The organism is Streptomyces sp. NPDC048696, from assembly GCF_043198895.1.
Classification (GTDB): domain Bacteria; phylum Actinomycetota; class Actinomycetes; order Streptomycetales; family Streptomycetaceae; genus Streptomyces.
The window spans coordinates 287,019-302,837 of the sequence record NZ_JBICVJ010000009.1 but is presented as its reverse complement, the minus strand read 5'-3'; the positions used below and the strand labels follow the sequence as shown (position 1 = coordinate 302,837).

12 protein-coding genes are annotated in these 15,819 nt (G+C 71.4%); 10 read left to right on the top strand and 2 right to left on the bottom strand.

The window, feature by feature from the left end; genetic code table 11:
* Window positions 1-45: 45 nt before the first annotated feature.
* The 5 genes from ACGFRG_RS21340 (at window position 46) to ACGFRG_RS21320 (ending at window position 4,911) form a co-directional block, all read left to right on the top strand.
* Window positions 46-1,062, top strand: a complete 1,017-nt coding sequence (locus tag ACGFRG_RS21340; RefSeq protein ID WP_393266014.1) for an LLM class flavin-dependent oxidoreductase — start codon at window positions 46-48, stop codon at window positions 1,060-1,062.
* Window positions 1,059-2,360: an NtaA/DmoA family FMN-dependent monooxygenase gene (locus tag ACGFRG_RS21335; protein WP_393266011.1), complete on the top strand. Its 1,302-nt coding sequence runs from the start codon at window positions 1,059-1,061 to the stop codon at window positions 2,358-2,360. The genes ACGFRG_RS21340 and ACGFRG_RS21335 overlap by 4 nt, the downstream gene beginning before the upstream one ends.
* On the top strand, window positions 2,357-3,166 hold the full coding sequence (locus ACGFRG_RS21330; protein ID WP_393266008.1) for a DUF1684 domain-containing protein: 810 nt from the start codon (window positions 2,357-2,359) through the stop codon (window positions 3,164-3,166). Before ACGFRG_RS21335 ends, ACGFRG_RS21330 begins: the two co-directional genes overlap by 4 nt.
* A gap of 196 nt (window positions 3,167-3,362) precedes the next feature.
* Complete coding sequence (locus ACGFRG_RS21325) at window positions 3,363-4,268, top strand: S1 family peptidase (RefSeq protein ID WP_393266005.1); 906 nt, start codon at window positions 3,363-3,365, stop codon at window positions 4,266-4,268.
* Between the two features lie 163 nt (window positions 4,269-4,431).
* The gene (locus ACGFRG_RS21320) at window positions 4,432-4,911 is read left to right on the top strand and encodes a hypothetical protein (protein ID WP_393266002.1); all 480 of its coding nucleotides are present in this window, start codon (window positions 4,432-4,434) and stop codon (window positions 4,909-4,911) included.
* Window positions 4,912-4,938: 27 nt separating this feature from the next.
* On the opposite strand, the gene ACGFRG_RS21315 is transcribed toward ACGFRG_RS21320, so the two are convergent.
* Window positions 4,939-5,844 carry a DUF4231 domain-containing protein gene (locus ACGFRG_RS21315; RefSeq protein ID WP_393266000.1) on the bottom strand — a complete coding sequence of 302 codons (906 nt, stop codon included), beginning with the start codon at window positions 5,842-5,844 and terminating at the stop codon, window positions 4,939-4,941.
* 294 nt (window positions 5,845-6,138) lie between these two features.
* On the opposite strand from ACGFRG_RS21315, the gene fxsA reads away from it, so the two are divergent.
* The 5 genes from fxsA to fxsT are packed head-to-tail and all read left to right on the top strand — an operon-like array spanning window position 6,139 to window position 14,648.
* Window positions 6,139-6,255 (top strand): FxSxx-COOH cyclophane-containing RiPP peptide, encoded by a 117-nt coding sequence (gene fxsA, locus ACGFRG_RS21310; RefSeq protein WP_361421402.1) that lies wholly within the window; start codon window positions 6,139-6,141, stop codon window positions 6,253-6,255.
* Between the two features lie 27 nt (window positions 6,256-6,282).
* The gene (fxsBH, locus tag ACGFRG_RS21305; protein ID WP_393265996.1) at window positions 6,283-8,520 is read left to right on the top strand and encodes a radical SAM/SPASM protein FxsBH, inactivated beta-hydroxylase extension form; all 2,238 of its coding nucleotides are present in this window, start codon (window positions 6,283-6,285) and stop codon (window positions 8,518-8,520) included.
* Complete coding sequence (locus ACGFRG_RS21300; RefSeq protein WP_393265992.1) at window positions 8,513-9,328, top strand: aminoglycoside N(3)-acetyltransferase; 816 nt, start codon at window positions 8,513-8,515, stop codon at window positions 9,326-9,328. Before fxsBH ends, ACGFRG_RS21300 begins: the two co-directional genes overlap by 8 nt.
* Window positions 9,329-9,388: 60 nt before the next feature.
* Window positions 9,389-10,729, top strand: coding sequence for an FxsC protein (fsxC, locus tag ACGFRG_RS21295; RefSeq protein WP_361421395.1), 1,341 nt, complete (start codon window positions 9,389-9,391; stop codon window positions 10,727-10,729).
* A complete protein-coding gene (fxsT, locus tag ACGFRG_RS21290) occupies window positions 10,713-14,648 on the top strand; it encodes an FxSxx-COOH system tetratricopeptide repeat protein (RefSeq protein WP_361421392.1) in 3,936 nt (1,311 codons plus the stop codon). Before fsxC ends, fxsT begins: the two co-directional genes overlap by 17 nt.
* Before the next feature lie 111 nt (window positions 14,649-14,759).
* Here the strand turns inward: fxsT and ACGFRG_RS21285 are convergent, their stop codons facing one another.
* Window positions 14,760-15,629 carry an alpha/beta hydrolase gene (locus ACGFRG_RS21285; protein WP_361421389.1) on the bottom strand — a complete coding sequence of 290 codons (870 nt, stop codon included), beginning with the start codon at window positions 15,627-15,629 and terminating at the stop codon, window positions 14,760-14,762.
* Window positions 15,630-15,819 lie beyond the last annotated feature (190 nt).

The following is a 15,819-nucleotide window of genomic DNA, read 5'->3' as shown; positions in this document are numbered from 1 at the left end:
CACCCCGTACTCCGTCCGACGCCGCTATCCGAAAGGGACCACCCGATGAGCGCCACCGAGAGGTCGGCCACCCGGCCGCTCCACCTCGCCGCCGAGCTCGGCGGCCCACCGCACTACGACGCCCCGCACTACATCCGGCTCGCCCGGCTCGCCGAGCGCGGCAGACTCGACTTCGTCACCCTCGGCGACTCGTTCGCCCGGCCAGGCCCGGACGCGCTCGCCGTGCTCGCCCGGGTCGCGCCCGCCACCGGGCGGATCGGTCTGGTCCCCACCGTGACCACCACCCACACCGAGCCGTTCCATGTCTCCTCGGCCGTGGCCACCCTCGACTGGGTGAGCCGGGGCCGGGCGGGCTGGCGCCCGGACGTGTCCACGACCGAGGCCGAGGCCCGGCTCTTCGGCCGCCGCCCGGCCGCGCGCTTGGCCGAGCTGTGGCACGAGGCCCGTGAAGTCGCCGAAGTCTCGGCCAGGTTGTGGGACAGCTGGGAGGACGGCGCCGAGATCCGCGACGAGCCCACCGGCCGCTTCATCGACCGCGACAAGCTGCACTACGTCGACTTCGAAGGCCGTACGTTCTCGGTGCGCGGCCCCGCCATCGTGCCCCGGCCGCCCCAGGGCCACCCCGTCACCGTGATCGACGCGACCGGGGCCGAGGCCCGCGCCGCCGCCGTGCGGCACGCCGACGTCGCCCTCGTACGGGCCGAGGACCCCACCACCGCGCGCGAGGCCCGCGAGGAGCTGCGCGACCGGGTGCGGGCCCATGGCCGCGACCCGGAACGGCTCCGGGTGCTCGTCTCGATCCCGGTCGAACTGCGCACCACGGCCGACGCGGTCGGCCTCGCCACTCTGATCGGCGACTGGTGCGGGCAGGGCGCCGCCGACGGCTTCCATCTGCGCCCGGCCGACCCCGGACGCGATCTCGCGCTGATCGTCGACGGGACCGTGCCCGTGCTCCAGCACCATGGCTTACTGCGCGGCTTCTATCCCGGCGCGACACTGCGCGAACATCTGGGCCTGACCCGCGCCGTCAACCAGTACGCGCGGGCCGGGAGGGCGTCATGACCCGGCAGATGCACCTCGCCGCCCACTTCCCGGGCGTCAACAGCACCACCATCTGGACCGACCCGCGCTCGGGCAGCCAGATCGACTTCGCCTCCTTCGAGCATCTGGCCCGCACCGCCGAGCGCGGCCGGTTCGACTTCTTCTTCCTCGCCGAGGGGCTGCGGCTGCGCGAGCACAAGGGGCGCATCCACGACCTGGACGTGGTCGGCCGCCCGGAGTCCATCACGGTCCTCAGCGCCCTCGCGGCCGTCACCGAGCACCTGGGCCTGGCCGCCACGGTCAACGCCACCTTCAACGAGCCGTACGAACTCGCCCGCAGGCTCGCCTCGCTGGACCACCTCAGCGGCGGCCGCGCGGCCTGGAACGTGGTCACCTCGTTCGACGCGTTCACCGGCGAGAACTTCCGGCGCGGCGGCTATCTGGACCGGGCCGACCGGTACACCCGGGCCGCCGAGTTCGTCGCCACCGCGCGCGAGCTGTGGGACTCCTGGGCGGCGGAGGGAACCTCCCGTCCCTTCTCCCATCAGGGTCAGCACTTCGCCATATCGGGGCAGTTCACGCTGCCGCGCCCGCCGCAGGGCCATCCCGTCGTCATCCAGGCGGGGGACTCCGGCGAGGGCCGCGAGTTCGCCGCGTCCTCGGCCGACGTCGTCTTCACCCGGCACGGCGGCCTGGAGGCCGGGCGGGCGTTCTACGCCGATGTGAAGGGCCGGCTCGCCAAGTACGGCAGGAAGCCCGAGGACCTGAAGATCATGCCGGGGGTGACGTTCGTGCTCGGCGACAGCGACGCCGAGGCGCAGGAGAAGGCCGCCGAGATCCGCCGCAGCCAGGTCTCCCCGCAGAACGCGATCGTCGCCCTGGAGCAGATCTGGGGCCGCGACCTGTCCGCGTACGACCCGGACGGCCCGCTTCCCGACATCGACCCGGACCCCGGATCGACGCTGGTGCAGGGGCGGGTGAAGGTGGGCGATCCCTTCGCGGTCGCGGCCAGATGGCGGGCGCTGTCGGAGGCGAAGGGCCTGTCCATCCGGCAGACGGTCATCGAGACCACCGCCCGCCAGTCGTTCATCGGCACGCCCGGGTCGGTCGCCGCCCGACTCGACGAGTTCATCCGCGCCGACGCCGCCGACGGGTTCATCCTCGTCCCGCACCTGACCCCGGGCGGGTTGGACGACTTCGTCGACCACGTGGTGCCGCTGCTCCAGGAGCGCGGCGTGTTCCGTTCGGAATACTCCGGGCCGACACTGCGCTCGCATCTGGGGCTGCGCACCCCCGTACGGAAGGATGGATCACCATGAGCACGGACGCGGCGACGGAACCGCAGGACGCGGCACAGGAGTGGGACCGCTGGCACGAACGGCGCATCGCCACCGTCTCGGCGCCCTACGGCCCCCTGGCGCTGACCGGCACCCACTGGCTCGCCGACGCCGTGGAGGGTCGAATTCCGGCCGTGCCGGGCCGCTGGCGCGAAGACGGCGACGAGGTGGTGCTCACGGCGGGCGCCGAGGACGGGATCACCCTGGACGGCCAGGAGTTCACCGGCGAGGTCCGGCTCACCGCCGACCACGCGCCCATCGGGCAGTCACGGCTGGCCCAGGGCGCGCGGCGGCTCGTGGTGCTGCGCCGCGAGGGGCTGTGGGCGGTACGGATCTGGGACCCCGAGGCCGAGCGCCGGCGCGCCTTCAAGGGCATCGAGGCGACGCCGTACGACGCCCGCTGGGCGGTGCCCGGCACCTTCCGTCCGTACGCCGAGGCGCGCACCGTCAAAGTGGCGAACGCCGACGGGGTGGAGCGCGGGCTCGGGCTCGGCGGCGAGCTCGCCTTCACGCTCGACGGCCGAAACCACACCCTTCAGGTGGCGGTCGAGGCCGACGGCTCGCTCTGGGCCGTCTTCGCGGACGCGACCAGCGGGAACTCGACCTTCCGGTTCCGTTTTCTGCGCCCCGGCGCACCCGCGGCGGACGGCAGCGTGACGGTCGACCTCAACCGCGCACTGCTGCCTCCGTGCGCCTTCGCCGAGCACTTCATCTGCCCCTTCCCGCCCCCGGGCAACACGCTGGACGTCGCCGTCCCGGCGGGGGAGCGGACGGTGCTCACCGGCTGACCCGCGCGCCCCGGTCGCCCAACCGCCCGGCCGAAAGGCGCCCTTGCGCCTGACGGCCGGGCCGCCGAATACTCCCTCCCAGCGCTTGTCAGGAGCACGGCGGCGCTTCATCGTGCTGCCGTCGGCCCTTGGCCGCGCCTCACGGGGTCCCCCCACCCGACCCGGGCCCCTCGACTTCCCTCGGGAGGGAACAGAAGTGAGGATCAAGCGCACCATCCCCCTGCGTCGCGGCTCTCTCGCGAGACGCGCCAAAGCAGCCGCCGTCTCCACCGGGCTCGTCGCCGCCGCCGCTCTCGCGGTCCCCACCGCGAGCGCCAGCCCGGCCCAGACGTTCAGCGCCACCCAGCTCTCCGCCGTGAGCGACGCCGTACTCGGCGCCGATGTCGCGGGCACCGCCTGGCACGTCGACCCCGCCACCCACACGCTGGTCGTGACCGCCGACGCGGGCGTCACCCAGGCCGACATAGCCAAGATCAAGCGGCAGGCCGGGACCGGCGCGTCCGCGATACGCGTCGAGCGGACCGACGGCCGGATCAGCAAGCTGCTCTCCGGCGGCGACGCCATCTACGCGCCGAGCTGGCGCTGCTCGCTGGGCTTCAACGTCAAGAAGGGCAGCACCAATTACTTCCTGACGGCCGGCCACTGCACCCAGGGCTACCCGAACTACTACACCAGCTCCTCGCACGCGACGAGCATCGGCCCCACGGTCGGCACCAGCTTCCCCGGCAACGACTACGGTCTGGTGCAGTACACCAACACCTCGCTCGCCCACCCGAGCGCCGTGGGCAGCCAGCGCATCAGCAGCGCGGCCAACCCCACGGTCGGCCAGAGCGTCACCCGGCGCGGCTCCACCACCGGCATCCACAGCGGCCGGGTCACCGCGCTCAACGCCACCGTCAACTACGGCAACGGCGACATCGTGCGCGGCCTGATCCAGACCACCGTGTGCGCCGAGCCCGGCGACTCCGGCGGCCCGCTCTACGCCGGTTCGACCGCCCTCGGTCTCACCTCCGGCGGCAGCGGCAACTGCACCTCCGGCGGCACGACGTTCTTCCAGCCCGTGGTCAAGGCCATGAGCGCCTATGGCGTCAGCCTCTTCTGACGGCTGATCACTTGGCCGCCCAGGCGGCGGCGAGCCCCCGTCCGGCCACCGGGCGGGGGCTCGTTCTCGTGTGGCCGTAGTCCGCTGCGCACCACTGGACGCGTTGCGCCTTTTTGGGAGGATGTTCACGGCGGAGAGGCGAGCGGACACACGGGGTGAGCCAGTGAAACGCATCGGAGTGACCGGTCACCGAGACATTCCCGCCGAGGCGTTGGGGGAGATCCGCGGCTGTCTGCGCACGCTGCTGTGCGGCCACGAGGGTTCGCTGGAGGCCCTGTCCAGCCTCGCCGCCGGCGCCGATCAGCTCTTCGCGGCCGTCGCCCTCGAATGCGGAGCGTCCCTGACCGTGGTGATTCCCAGCGGCGACTACGAGACGGGCTTCACCGACGCCGCCGAACTCGCCCGCTACCAGGGCCTCAAACGGCAGGCCACGCAGGAGGTCCGGATGGACTTCGCGCACTCCACGGACGAGGCCTACTACGCGGCCGGCGCCTATATCGCGGACAACTGCGACCGTCTGGTGGCCGTGTGGGACGGGCGGCCCGCGCGGGGGCTCGGCGGCACGGGCGACATCGTCGAGTACGCCCGCAGCCTGGGCAGGACGGTCACGGTGGTGTGGCGCGACGGGCTCACCCGGCCCTGACGGAGATGACGTTTTGCTGACGGACGGTCAACTGCGGAGCCGGGCCAGCCAGTCGGTGTGCATGGGTGAGACGACCCGCTCGGTCTCGTACACCGCCGCCGGCCACTCCCGCTCGGTGACCGTGTTCTCCATGGCCACATGCATCTCCATCAGATCCTGCTCCACCAGCGAGTGCGCCGATATCAGCGGCTGATGGCGGCGGATCTCGCTCCAGGCGAGGGCCGCGGCGGCCGCGGCCGAGAGCAGCCCGGCCGGCTTCACGTCCTGCGCCGCCCCGAAAGTGTGCAGCGTCGCGAAGAGCAACGCGAGAAGAGTGAGCAGGGTGATCGCGGAGGTCCACAGCGCGGTGGCCCGCCGGGACGCCTCCTGTCGGCGCCGGTACCAGTTGCGCTGCTCGATCAGCCGGTCCCGTACATACGTCTCCTTGCGTACGGTGAAGGCCTTCGCCCGTAACTCCCGCATGGGCGCGGTGATGAGATCCGCGTCGGCCAGCGCGGACGCCCGGTCCTCGCGCGGGTCCTGCCAGCCCACCTTCCGCAGTTCCCGCAGTCCTTCCTCCAGACGGAGGGTGAACAGACCTTCGGGGGAAGCCGCGTGGGAGTCGAACGGAGCCCCGTGCACCGCATAGCGCCAGCACAGGGATTTGATGAACTCGGCCGCCGAACGATTCAGTTGCCAATGCGATTTGGCGTGCCCGCGGGCGGCGCGGAAGCTCACCGCGAGCACCCCCGCGTACGCCAGTGCGCTGAGCGCGCTCGTCAGCCGGAAGTCACCACCGAGCGTCATCTTCCACGGCAGCGCCGCCAGGGCCGCGCCCGCCACCAGCAGGCACAACTGCCAGCGGGTGACGTTCACCGCGGCCCGCTGACGCCCTATCGCCAGAGAGTCCGCGTGATGGAAGAGACCCGGCAGGTCGTTGTTGCGGAAGACCATGCTTTGCAGAGGACCGGGAATCGCCGTCACATCCACCCCTGTCTGCGGTTTTATCCATCACTCTTTCGATGGAACGACCCGTTCCGTACATCTTCCGCTAAGGCTGTGCCACCTGTTCGTTTCAGGTGGTCGTGCTCAGTTGCCAACAGTGGCCAAGAGAGTAAAGTCGTGCCGCCGACACTGCAACGGTGCATGTCGTCGGTACCACTGTCCACATGCAGGAATTACCCATCAAGGACGGCCGTGAAGACCTCCGTGAATTCTCTCTCCTTCGCCCCTGCGAAGAAGAGCCGTGTGCCCCTGGCAGAGATCGACGTCCGCGGCGCCGATGCCGCCAGGAAGCTCGGCCGCGTGCTGCCCTCGTCCCTCGCCCGTCCTGTGCAGGCCTCGACCTTCAACTCGGCGCTCTAGCCCCGCCCGGAGCCCTAGACTGGCGGAATGACTGGACCCGTGGTCCCATTCCGCGAGATCGTGCTCAAGGTTCACAGCAGATGCGATCTTGCTTGTGATCACTGCTATATCTACGAAGCCCCTGATCAGAGTTGGCGAACCCGCCCCAAGGCAATCTCTGACGAGGCGATCTCCTGGACGGCCCGGCGACTGGCCGAGCACGCCGAGAAACACGTACTGCCCTCCGTGTCAGTGATCCTGCACGGAGGGGAGCCGCTGCTGGCAGGGCCCGCCCGGCTGCGCCGGGTCTGCGAGGAACTGACCGCCGCTCTCGACGGCGTCGCGGCGCTCGATCTGCGCATCCACACCAACGGCCTCCAGCTCAGCCCCCGCTACCTCGACCTCTTCGACGAGTTCGGGGTGCGCGTGGGCATCTCCCTCGACGGGGACAAATCGGCCAATGACCGCCACCGCCGCTTCGCCGACGGCCGCACCAGCCATCCCCTGGTCCTCAAGGCCGTCGAACTGCTCCGGAGCGAGCGCTACCGCCATCTCTTCCTCGGGCTGCTCTGCACCATCGACGTGGCCAACGACCCGGTCGCCGTGCATGACGCGCTGATCGCCCTGGACCCGCCGCGCATCGACTATCTGTTGCCGCACGCCACCTGGGACGCGCCCCCGGCCCGGCCGAACGGTTCGCCCACCGAGTACGCCGACTGGATCCTCACCGCCTTCGACCGCTGGGAACAGCAGGGCGGACGGGTGCCGGTACGGCTGTTCGAGTCCGTACTGTCGACGTTGAACGGCGGCCCCAGCCTCACCGAGTCCCTGGGCCTGGCCCCCACCGACCTCGTGGTGGTCGAGACGGACGGAACCCTTGAGCAGGTCGACTCGCTCAAGAGCGCCTACGAGGGGGCCGCCGCCACCGGATTCGACGTCTTCCGGCACTCCTTCGACGAGGTCGCCGCCCACCCGGGCGTACGGGTGCGCCAGCTCGGGCTCGTGGGAGTGGGGCCCGAGTGCCGCGAGTGCCCGGTGGTGCGTTCCTGCGGCGGCGGGCTCTACACGCACCGCTACCGGTCGGCCCACGCCGAGCGGGGCACGGACGCCTTCGCCGGGCCGTCGGTCTACTGCCGGGACCTGGAGGCGCTGATCCGCGGCATCGAGGCGCGCACGGCCGCCCGGATGGTCCCGGAGGCGGTCACCGACCCCGGTGAACTCGTCGCGTCCCAGCACGAGCTGACCCGCACTTTGCTGGCCCGGCTGCACGTCGACCTCGCCGGGCGCGGTGGGTCCGAGTGGGACGAGGCATGGCGGCTGACCGCCCTCGTCGACGGCCCGGCGCTCGACGAGGTGCTGGCCCAGCCGTACGCGCGCAGCTGGCTGCTCACCGCCCTGGAGGCGCTGCGCGCCGGGCGCGCGGACGCCGTGGCTCATGCCCACCGCCTGGCCGCCTACACCGCCGCGGCCGCCGTCCGCGCCCGGCTCGAACTGCCCGTCGCCGTCGGGTACGAGGACGGCCGGCTGCTCCTGCCGGGCCTCGGCCAGCTGCGTGTCGGCGCCCCGGGCGAGCGCGGCCGCGTCGTGGTGACCGCCGCCGAGAAGGGCTTCCGGGCCCGGGGGGACGGCTTCGAGCTGGACGTGGAGTGCCCGCGCGAGCCGTGCGGCGAGTGGCTGCCGGTGCGGGGCCTCGGCCGGGACGGGGCGCCCGATCCGGCCCTGGACGACCTCGACCCGTACCGCGACTGCTTCGGGACGGACGTGCTGGCGCGCCTGGGTCTCGGCGAGGCCGACGAGTGGAGCGGGCGGCTGGGCGCGGCCTGGGGGCTGCTCTCGGCCACCGTGCCCGGCCACGCCGCCGAGGCGGCCGCGGTGCTGACCACGCTCACCCCGCTCGCCGGGGACGGCGAGCCGGTGGTCGGGCGGCACGGCTACGGGGCACTGGGGGTGCCGGTGGGGCTCACGGGGGAGGCGTTGGCCCTGGGGCTGCTGAAGGGCTTCCGGCGGGCCAAACTGCGCGCCCTGCTCGATGTCGCGGACCTGTACGCGCTCGACGGCGCCTGGCAGCATGCGGTCGGCTGGCGCGGCGAGCCCGTACCGGTGTCGGTCCTGCTGGCCGAAACCCATGAGCGGGTGGCCCTCGCCGCGTACGACAGGAGTGCGCGCACTCTGGCGGAGACCCGGCGCGCGCTGGAAGCTCTTGAGGAGGCGGCGGAACTCACCGTGAGCGGGAAGAGCCTGGTCGCCGCCGTCCGGCTGGAGTGGGAAGAGGCAGCCCGTGGATGAACGAGCCGAGGCAGCGCTGGGGAGCGCGTTACTCGACGACTTGGTGGCGATGGGCGTGCGGCGGGGGGACACCCTGCTCGTACACGCCTCGATGAGCGGTCTGGGGCCCCCGAGGGTGCTGGGACGGGCGCTGATGACGGCGCTCGGCGGGCCGCTGAAGGGCACGCTGGTGGTCCCGGCGTTCACCCCGGCCAACTCGCTCACCTCACCGGCCCATCGGGCCAGGACCAGAAATGTGCGCGATCCCGCCGCGTATCGGGACTTCAAGAACCACATGGAGCCCTTCGACCGGGACACCACCCGCAGCCAGGGAATCGGCCGCTTGGCGGAGTGGGTCCGCAGGCGTGACGACGCGGTACGCAGCGACCATCCGCAGACGTCCTTCGCGGCCTGGGGATGCCGGGCCCTGGAGCTGACGCAGGGACACGCACCGGATTGTCATCTGGGCGAGAAGTCGCCGCTCGGAGTGCTCTATGGCGTCGAGGACGCCAAAGTACTCATGATCAATGTGGGATTCTCCGTTTGCACCGCCTTTCACCTCGCCGAATACCGCTATCTCGCCGATCCGCCGAAGAAGTTGTACAGCTGTGTGGTGCGGGACGCGAACGGTCGGCGGGCCTGGTTCCACTATTCCGATGTGGATCTTGACGACAGCGACTTCGAGGCGGTGGGGGCGGACCTTCCGGAGGAAGTGCGCAAAGAGTGGCAGCTGGGGGCAAGGACCGCCCGGTTGTTTTCGATCAGGGGTGCGGTGGACCATGCGGTGAACTGGATGACCGAAAAGCGGCCTTGTTTGACCGAACGGTGAGGGGATGGAGCGCAGCTCGCTCCGGAATGATGTTCTTCAATACTGCAGGACGGGGGTCGTGTGCACGCATCAGCGCAGCCGCGTCCGGCCGACCAACATCGGCCCTACTTCTTTCTGAGTTACGCGCACACGCCGAGGTACGGGGCGGGCGGCCCGGACCCCGACATGTGGGTGGAGCGGCTCTTCCGTGATCTCTGCGGCCATGTGATGGCCATGACCGACCTGCCCGCCGGTGCGCCCGCCGGCTTCATGGACCGGGAGATACGCTCGGGCGAGGGCTGGTCGGAGCGCCTGGGTGAAGTCCTCGCCTCCTGCCGGGTGTTCGTGCCGCTGTTCTCGCCGCGCTACTTCGCGAGCGAGATGTGCGGCCGCGAGTGGTACGCGTTCGAGCAGCGCACCATCCAGCACCAGGCGTACACCAACCGCCCGGCCGAGGCGATCGTGCCGGCGCTGTGGGTACCGGTCCCGCCCGAACAGTTACCCGGCCCCGCCGAGCGGTTGCAGTTCAACCACCGGGCCTTCGGCGACCGCTATGTCACCGACGGGCTCTACGGGCTGATCAAGCTCAGGATCTTCGCCGAGGAGTACGAGCGGGCGGTCTACGAACTGGCCAAGCGGATAGTGAGCGTCGCCGACGCCACCGCCGTGCGCCCCGGCCGGCACGTCGACTACCGGCTGGCCCCCAGCGCCTTCGGCGCGGCCACCGGTGAAGGCCCCCGCCCCATGCACGTCACCGTCGCCGCACCCACCCGCCATGAGCTGCCCGAGGGCCGCGACGACGCGTACTACGGGGACAGTCCGCTGGACTGGAACCCCTACCACCCCATATCCGCCCGGCCGTTGGCGCTCGTCGCCGAGGACATGGTGCGCTCGCTCAACTACCAGACCACGGTCTCTTCGTTCGACGAGGAGGTGCTGCACCTCGACGGCAAACAGCCGCCGTCGCGGCCCGAGGTCCTGCTGGTGGACCGCTGGGCGCTGGAGGACCCGGACCGCCGGGCCCGGCTCGCGGCCTTCGACGCGGAACACCGGCCCTGGGTGAGTGTGGTCGTCCCCTGGAACCGGGACGACCAGCAGAGCAGAGCCTCGGAGGGGGAGTTGTCGGAGCGTCTGGAGTCGACCATGCCGTCCAAGATGCGCCAGGGACGGGCCGCCTGCCGGGCCGCCGCCAAGGGCGTGCCCAGCATGGAGGCCTTCGGGCAGATCCTGCCCCAGGTCGTGGAGGCAGCCGCACAGCAGTATCTGAGACACGCGACGGTTTATCCGCCGGCGGGGGGCGGGCACACCGAACGGCCGCGCCTGGTCGGGCCGATGGGCACCGATTTCGGCATCACGCAGTACATCCCCGACAGGCTCGATCACGCGCCCGATGCGGAGGAGACGGATGACAGCCAGTCGTGACGGACGCATCGTCACGTTCTACTCGTACAAGGGTGGTACGGGCCGCACCATGGCCCTGGCCAACACGGCCTGGATCCTCGCCGCCAACGGCAAGCGGGTCCTCGCGGTGGACTGGGACCTGGAGGCCCCGGGTCTGCACCGCTTCTTCCACCCGTTCCTGGACCCCTCGACGCTCGGCGCCACCACCGGGGTCATCGACCTGATCACCGAGTACGCCTGGGCCGCGACCAGCCCCGTGCCCCGCTCCGACGAGTGGCACCGGGACTACGCGCGCATCCAGCCGCACGCCGTCTCGCTCACCCCGGAGGCGCTGGGCTGGCAGTTCCCCGACGGCGGCACTCTCGACTTCGTCTCCGCCGGACGGCAGAACCGCGAGTACTCGGCGACCGTCTCCACCTTCGACTGGGACAACTTCTACGACCGGCTCGGCGGCGGCCACTTCTTCGACGCGCTGCGCGACGACATGAAGGAGAACTACGACTACGTCCTGATCGACAGCCGCACCGGCCTCAGCGACATCGCCGACATCTGCACCGTCCACCTGCCCGACATCCTGGTGGACTGCTTCACCCTCAGCGACCAGTCCATCGACGGCGCGGCCTCCGTGGCCCGCCAGATCGACGAGCGCTACAGCGGACAGAACATCCGCATCCTGCCGGTGCCGATGCGCATCGACGAGGGCGAGAAGGAGAAGGCGGACGCCGGCCGGGGGCTCGCCCGGCTCAAGTTCGACCGCTTCCCGGCCGGGCTGTCGGGCGAGGAACTCACCTCCTACTGGGGCGCGGTGGAGATCCCGTACAAGCCGTACTACGCCTACGAGGAGACGCTGGCGACCTTCGGCGACGAGGCCGGGCTCTCCAACTCGCTGCTCTCCGCCTTCGAACGCCTCGCCTCCGTCGTCACCGAGGGCCGGATCACCTCGATGCCGACCGTCAACGAGGAGATCCGGCTGCGGATCCGGGACGCCTTCACCCGCCGCAGGCCCGCCCTACCGGCCGATCTGTTCCTCAGCTACGTGGCCGAGAACCGGATGTGGGCCGACTGGATCGAGTCCGTCCTGACCAGGGCCGGATTCCGGGTCGTGCCGCGCGACGTGTCGGCCGAGCCCAGCAGCGCCGACGGGGAGGCGGTCGCTGCCGAGGGCGCGGCCCGTACCGTGGTGCTGCTCTCCAGCGCCTACCTCAAGTCGGCCCGGGCCGTGGAGATATGGTCCAGGGCCGCCGCCGAGGACCCCTCGGGCGCGCGCCGCCAGCTGCTGCCGCTGAGGGTCGGCGACGTCCGCCTCACCGCCCCCTACATCGACCGCAACCCGGTGGACCTGTTCCGCCTCGACGAGGTGCACGCGACCACCGCGCTGCTGCGCGCCCTGGAGCGGCCGGTGCAGATCAGCGACGGGGTGGCGCCCGGTCCCCGGTTCCCCGGCACCGTGCCGAAGATCTGGAACGCGCCGCCGCGCAACCCGGGCTTCACCGGCCGCTCGCTGGTCCTGGAGCGGATGCGCGACCAGCTCGGCGGCGGCCTCGCCGTCGTCCTGCCGCAGCCGCAGACGCTGTACGGACTCGGCGGCGTCGGCAAGACCCAGGTGGCGCTCGAATACGTCCATCGGTTCATGGCCGACTACGACCTGGTCTGGTGGATGTCCGCCGAGCAGCAGGACGACGTGGTGGCCGGACTCGCCGAACTCGGCGGACGCCTGGGCGTGCAGGGCGGCGACGACATGAACGCCGCCTCCCGCGAGGCCATCGACCGGCTGCGGCGCGGGGTGCCCACCTCGCGCTGGCTGCTGGTCTTCGACAACGCGGACGACCCCGAGCAGATCAAGCGGTTCTTCCCGCCGGGCGGCCCGGGCCACGTCCTGGTCACCTCCAGGAACCAGACCTGGTCGCAGTACGGCGACGCGCTGCCGGTCGACGTGTTCCTGCGCGAGGAGTCGGTCGAGCACCTTCAGCGGCGCGCCCCCGGGCTCTCCGCGGACGACGCCGACCAGGTCGCGATGGCGGTCGGCGACCTGCCGCTCGCCGTCGAGCAGGCGGCGGCGTGGATCGCCGAGACCGCGACACCGGTCGCCGCCTATCTGGAGCAGCTGGCCCAGCAGGCGCCCAGCGTCCTCGCGCTCAACCAGCCCGCCGGATACCCGGAGCCGGTCGCCGCCACCTGGAACGTCTCCATCGAACGGCTGAAGCAGCGCTCACCGGCGGCCGTCCGGCTGCTCCAGCTGTGCGCCTTCTTCGCGCCGGAGCCGATTTCGGCCAATCTCCTCTACAGCAAGGAGATGATCGACGCGCTCAAGCCGTACGACGCCACGCTCCAGGAGAAGCTGGTGCTCGGCCGGGTCATCCGGGAGATCGGCCGGTTCGCCCTCGCCAAGGTCGACCAGGTCGGCTCCTCCATCCAGGTGCACCGGCTCGTGCAGGCCGTGATCCGGGCGCAGTTGAGCGACCAGGAGCAGATGGACGCGCGGCACGCCGTCCACCGCATCCTCGCGGGCGCCCGGCCGGACGCCGACGAGCCGATCGACAACCCGGAGACCTGGCCGCAGTTCAGCACCATCTGGCCGCACCTCACCCCGTCCGGAGCCCGGCTCTGCGACGACCCGGAGACCCGTCGGCTCCTCATCGACCGGGTGCGCTACCTCTGGAAGCGCGGTGACTTCAACGCGGCCGCCAACCTCGCCGAGGACCTGCGCGAGGAGTGGCGCGAGAAGCTGGGGCCCAACGACCTCCAGTATCTGTATCTGCGCTTCCACCTCTCCAACATCCTTCGCTCGCGCGGCCGTTACGTGGAGGCGATGGAGCTCGACGAGGAGACCCTGGCCCGCCAGACGGAGGTGCTGGGCGCCTCGCATCCGCACACGTACATGACCACCAGCGCCCTCGCGATGGACCTCGGCGCGGTCGGCCAGTACAGCAAGGCGATGGAGCTGGCGACCGAGGCGCACGAGGGGTTCCGGCAGATCTTCGACGAGTCGCACCCCCGTACGCTCGCCGCCGCCAACAACCTCGCCCTGAACATGCGCATGCTCGGCCAGTACGCCCGGGCCCGCGAGCTCGACCAGGACGTCTACGACCGGCGCACCGAAGTGCTCGGCCCGGAGCACCCGTACACCCTGTCCTCGGCCATGAACCTGGCGCGCGACCTGCGCGAGGTCGGCCGGTACGAGGACTCGGTGGCGCTGCTCAGCCGCACCTACGACCTGTACAAGGAGCAGCTGGGCCGGGCCTTCCCGGGCACCCTCGCCGCGGCCAAGAGCCTCGCGGTGTCGCTGCGCCGGGCGGGCCGGCTCGAAGACGCGCGGCGGCTGACCACGGCCACCCGCAACCGCTACCGCGCCAAGTACACCTCCGCCAACCCGGACTGGCTGGCCTGCGACCTCAACATGGCCGCCGACCTGTTCGCGGCCGGGGACCCGGCGGCGGCGCGGGAGACCGCGCAGGAGGTCGTCGACCAGTACATAAAGGTGCCGGGGGAGCGGCACCCGTACACCCTCGCGGCCGTGAACAACCTGGGCATCTACCAGTGGGGCTGCGGGGCGCTGGACGCCGCCGAGTCGATGCTGGAGAACACCATACGGACCATGCGCGACATACTCGGCGAGAACCACCCGCACGCGTTGTTCGCCACGGTCAACCTCGCCAATGTGAAGGCCGACATGGGCGATCTGGAGGCCGCGCTGGAGATCGAGCGCAACGCGGTCGCGCGGCTTCGGGAGGTGCTGGGCGCGCATCACCCCGAGACGCTGGCCTGCGCCTCCAACCTGTCGGTGACGCTGGACGGGCTCGGCCGCAAGGAGGAGGCCACCCAGCTGCGGGCGGAGACCGTGGACGAGCTCCAGCGGCTCCTCGGCGACGAGCACGCGTTCGTACGGATCGCCCGGGACGAGCGCAGAGTACAGCGGGACCTGGAGCCGCTGGCGGTGTGAGCCCGGTGGCCGCGCCCGCCGGGTGAGGGGGCGGCCACCGGAGTGGCGGGACGGCCGGTGCGACCGGAGTGATCGCACCGGTTCCCGCCGTCCGGCGGCCGGTCCTCGCGGTCAGTCCTCCTCGATCAGCCAGGTGAGGATGTCGGGCAGCGCGTGCAGGGCGTCGAAGTGGGCGGCGGCCGGTTCCAGTACGGCCGTCGCGCCCGGGATCCGCTCGGCGAGCCAGCGCGAGTGGCCGACGGGCGAGAACACGTCCTTCACGCCGTGCCAGAGCAGCACCTGACCGGTGATGTCGGCGGGGTCGAACCCCCAGGGGCTGCTCAGGGCGAGCGCGTCGTCGATCCACCCGTACGCCGAAGTCCGCAGCGCCTCCTGGTAGTTGCGCAGCAGCATGGAGCGCACACCCGCGTCCTTGACCACCATCCGGTCGGCGTGGGTGAGATCGCGGCGCAGCTCGTCCAGGAGCTGGATCGGGTTTCTGCGGATCTCGTCGGAGCGGGGGATGAGCCGGGCGGCGAACTCCTCGGGGTCGACGCTCGCCGCGGTGTACTCCTCGACGTTGTACGCGGTCATCCCGTCGAACCAGTCGAGCCCGGGCGCGTCCCGGGGCGCCAGGGTGACCAGGGCGGCGGTCCGGGTGACCCGCTCGGGCAGCAGGGCGGCGCAGGCCAGCGCGTGCGGGGCGCCGCCGGAGCGCCCGACGACCGCGAAGCGCTCCAGCCCGTAACTGTCCGCGATCGTTCGCACGTCCTGGACGACATCGGCGACGCTGCGGCCCGCCAGCCGGTCGGATCCGCCGTAGCCGGGCCGGTCGTAGGCGATCAGCTGCATCCGGCGCTGGTAGAGCACCATGCCGCGCGGCGCGGGGCCGAGACGGCTGCCGGGGGTGCCGTGCAGCAGGAACACCGGCCTGCCCCGCGGGTCCCCGAAGCGCTCCACCATCAGATGCCGCCCGTCGGCCGCGCGCACCCGACCGCGCACTCGTGCCCCCTCCGGTCGTGGATCGCGATACCGGCCGCCGGCTGGCCCCTCGTCCCACCGGCCGTATCGATTGCCGTATGCAGGCATTGACTGTTGCGGCATTCCCCTCCCGCCCGTGCTTTACCCATCCAGTGGAGTGTGACCGGGACTCCCCCCGGGGCGGAAGCGGAGTTACCGTCGAAGTACACGT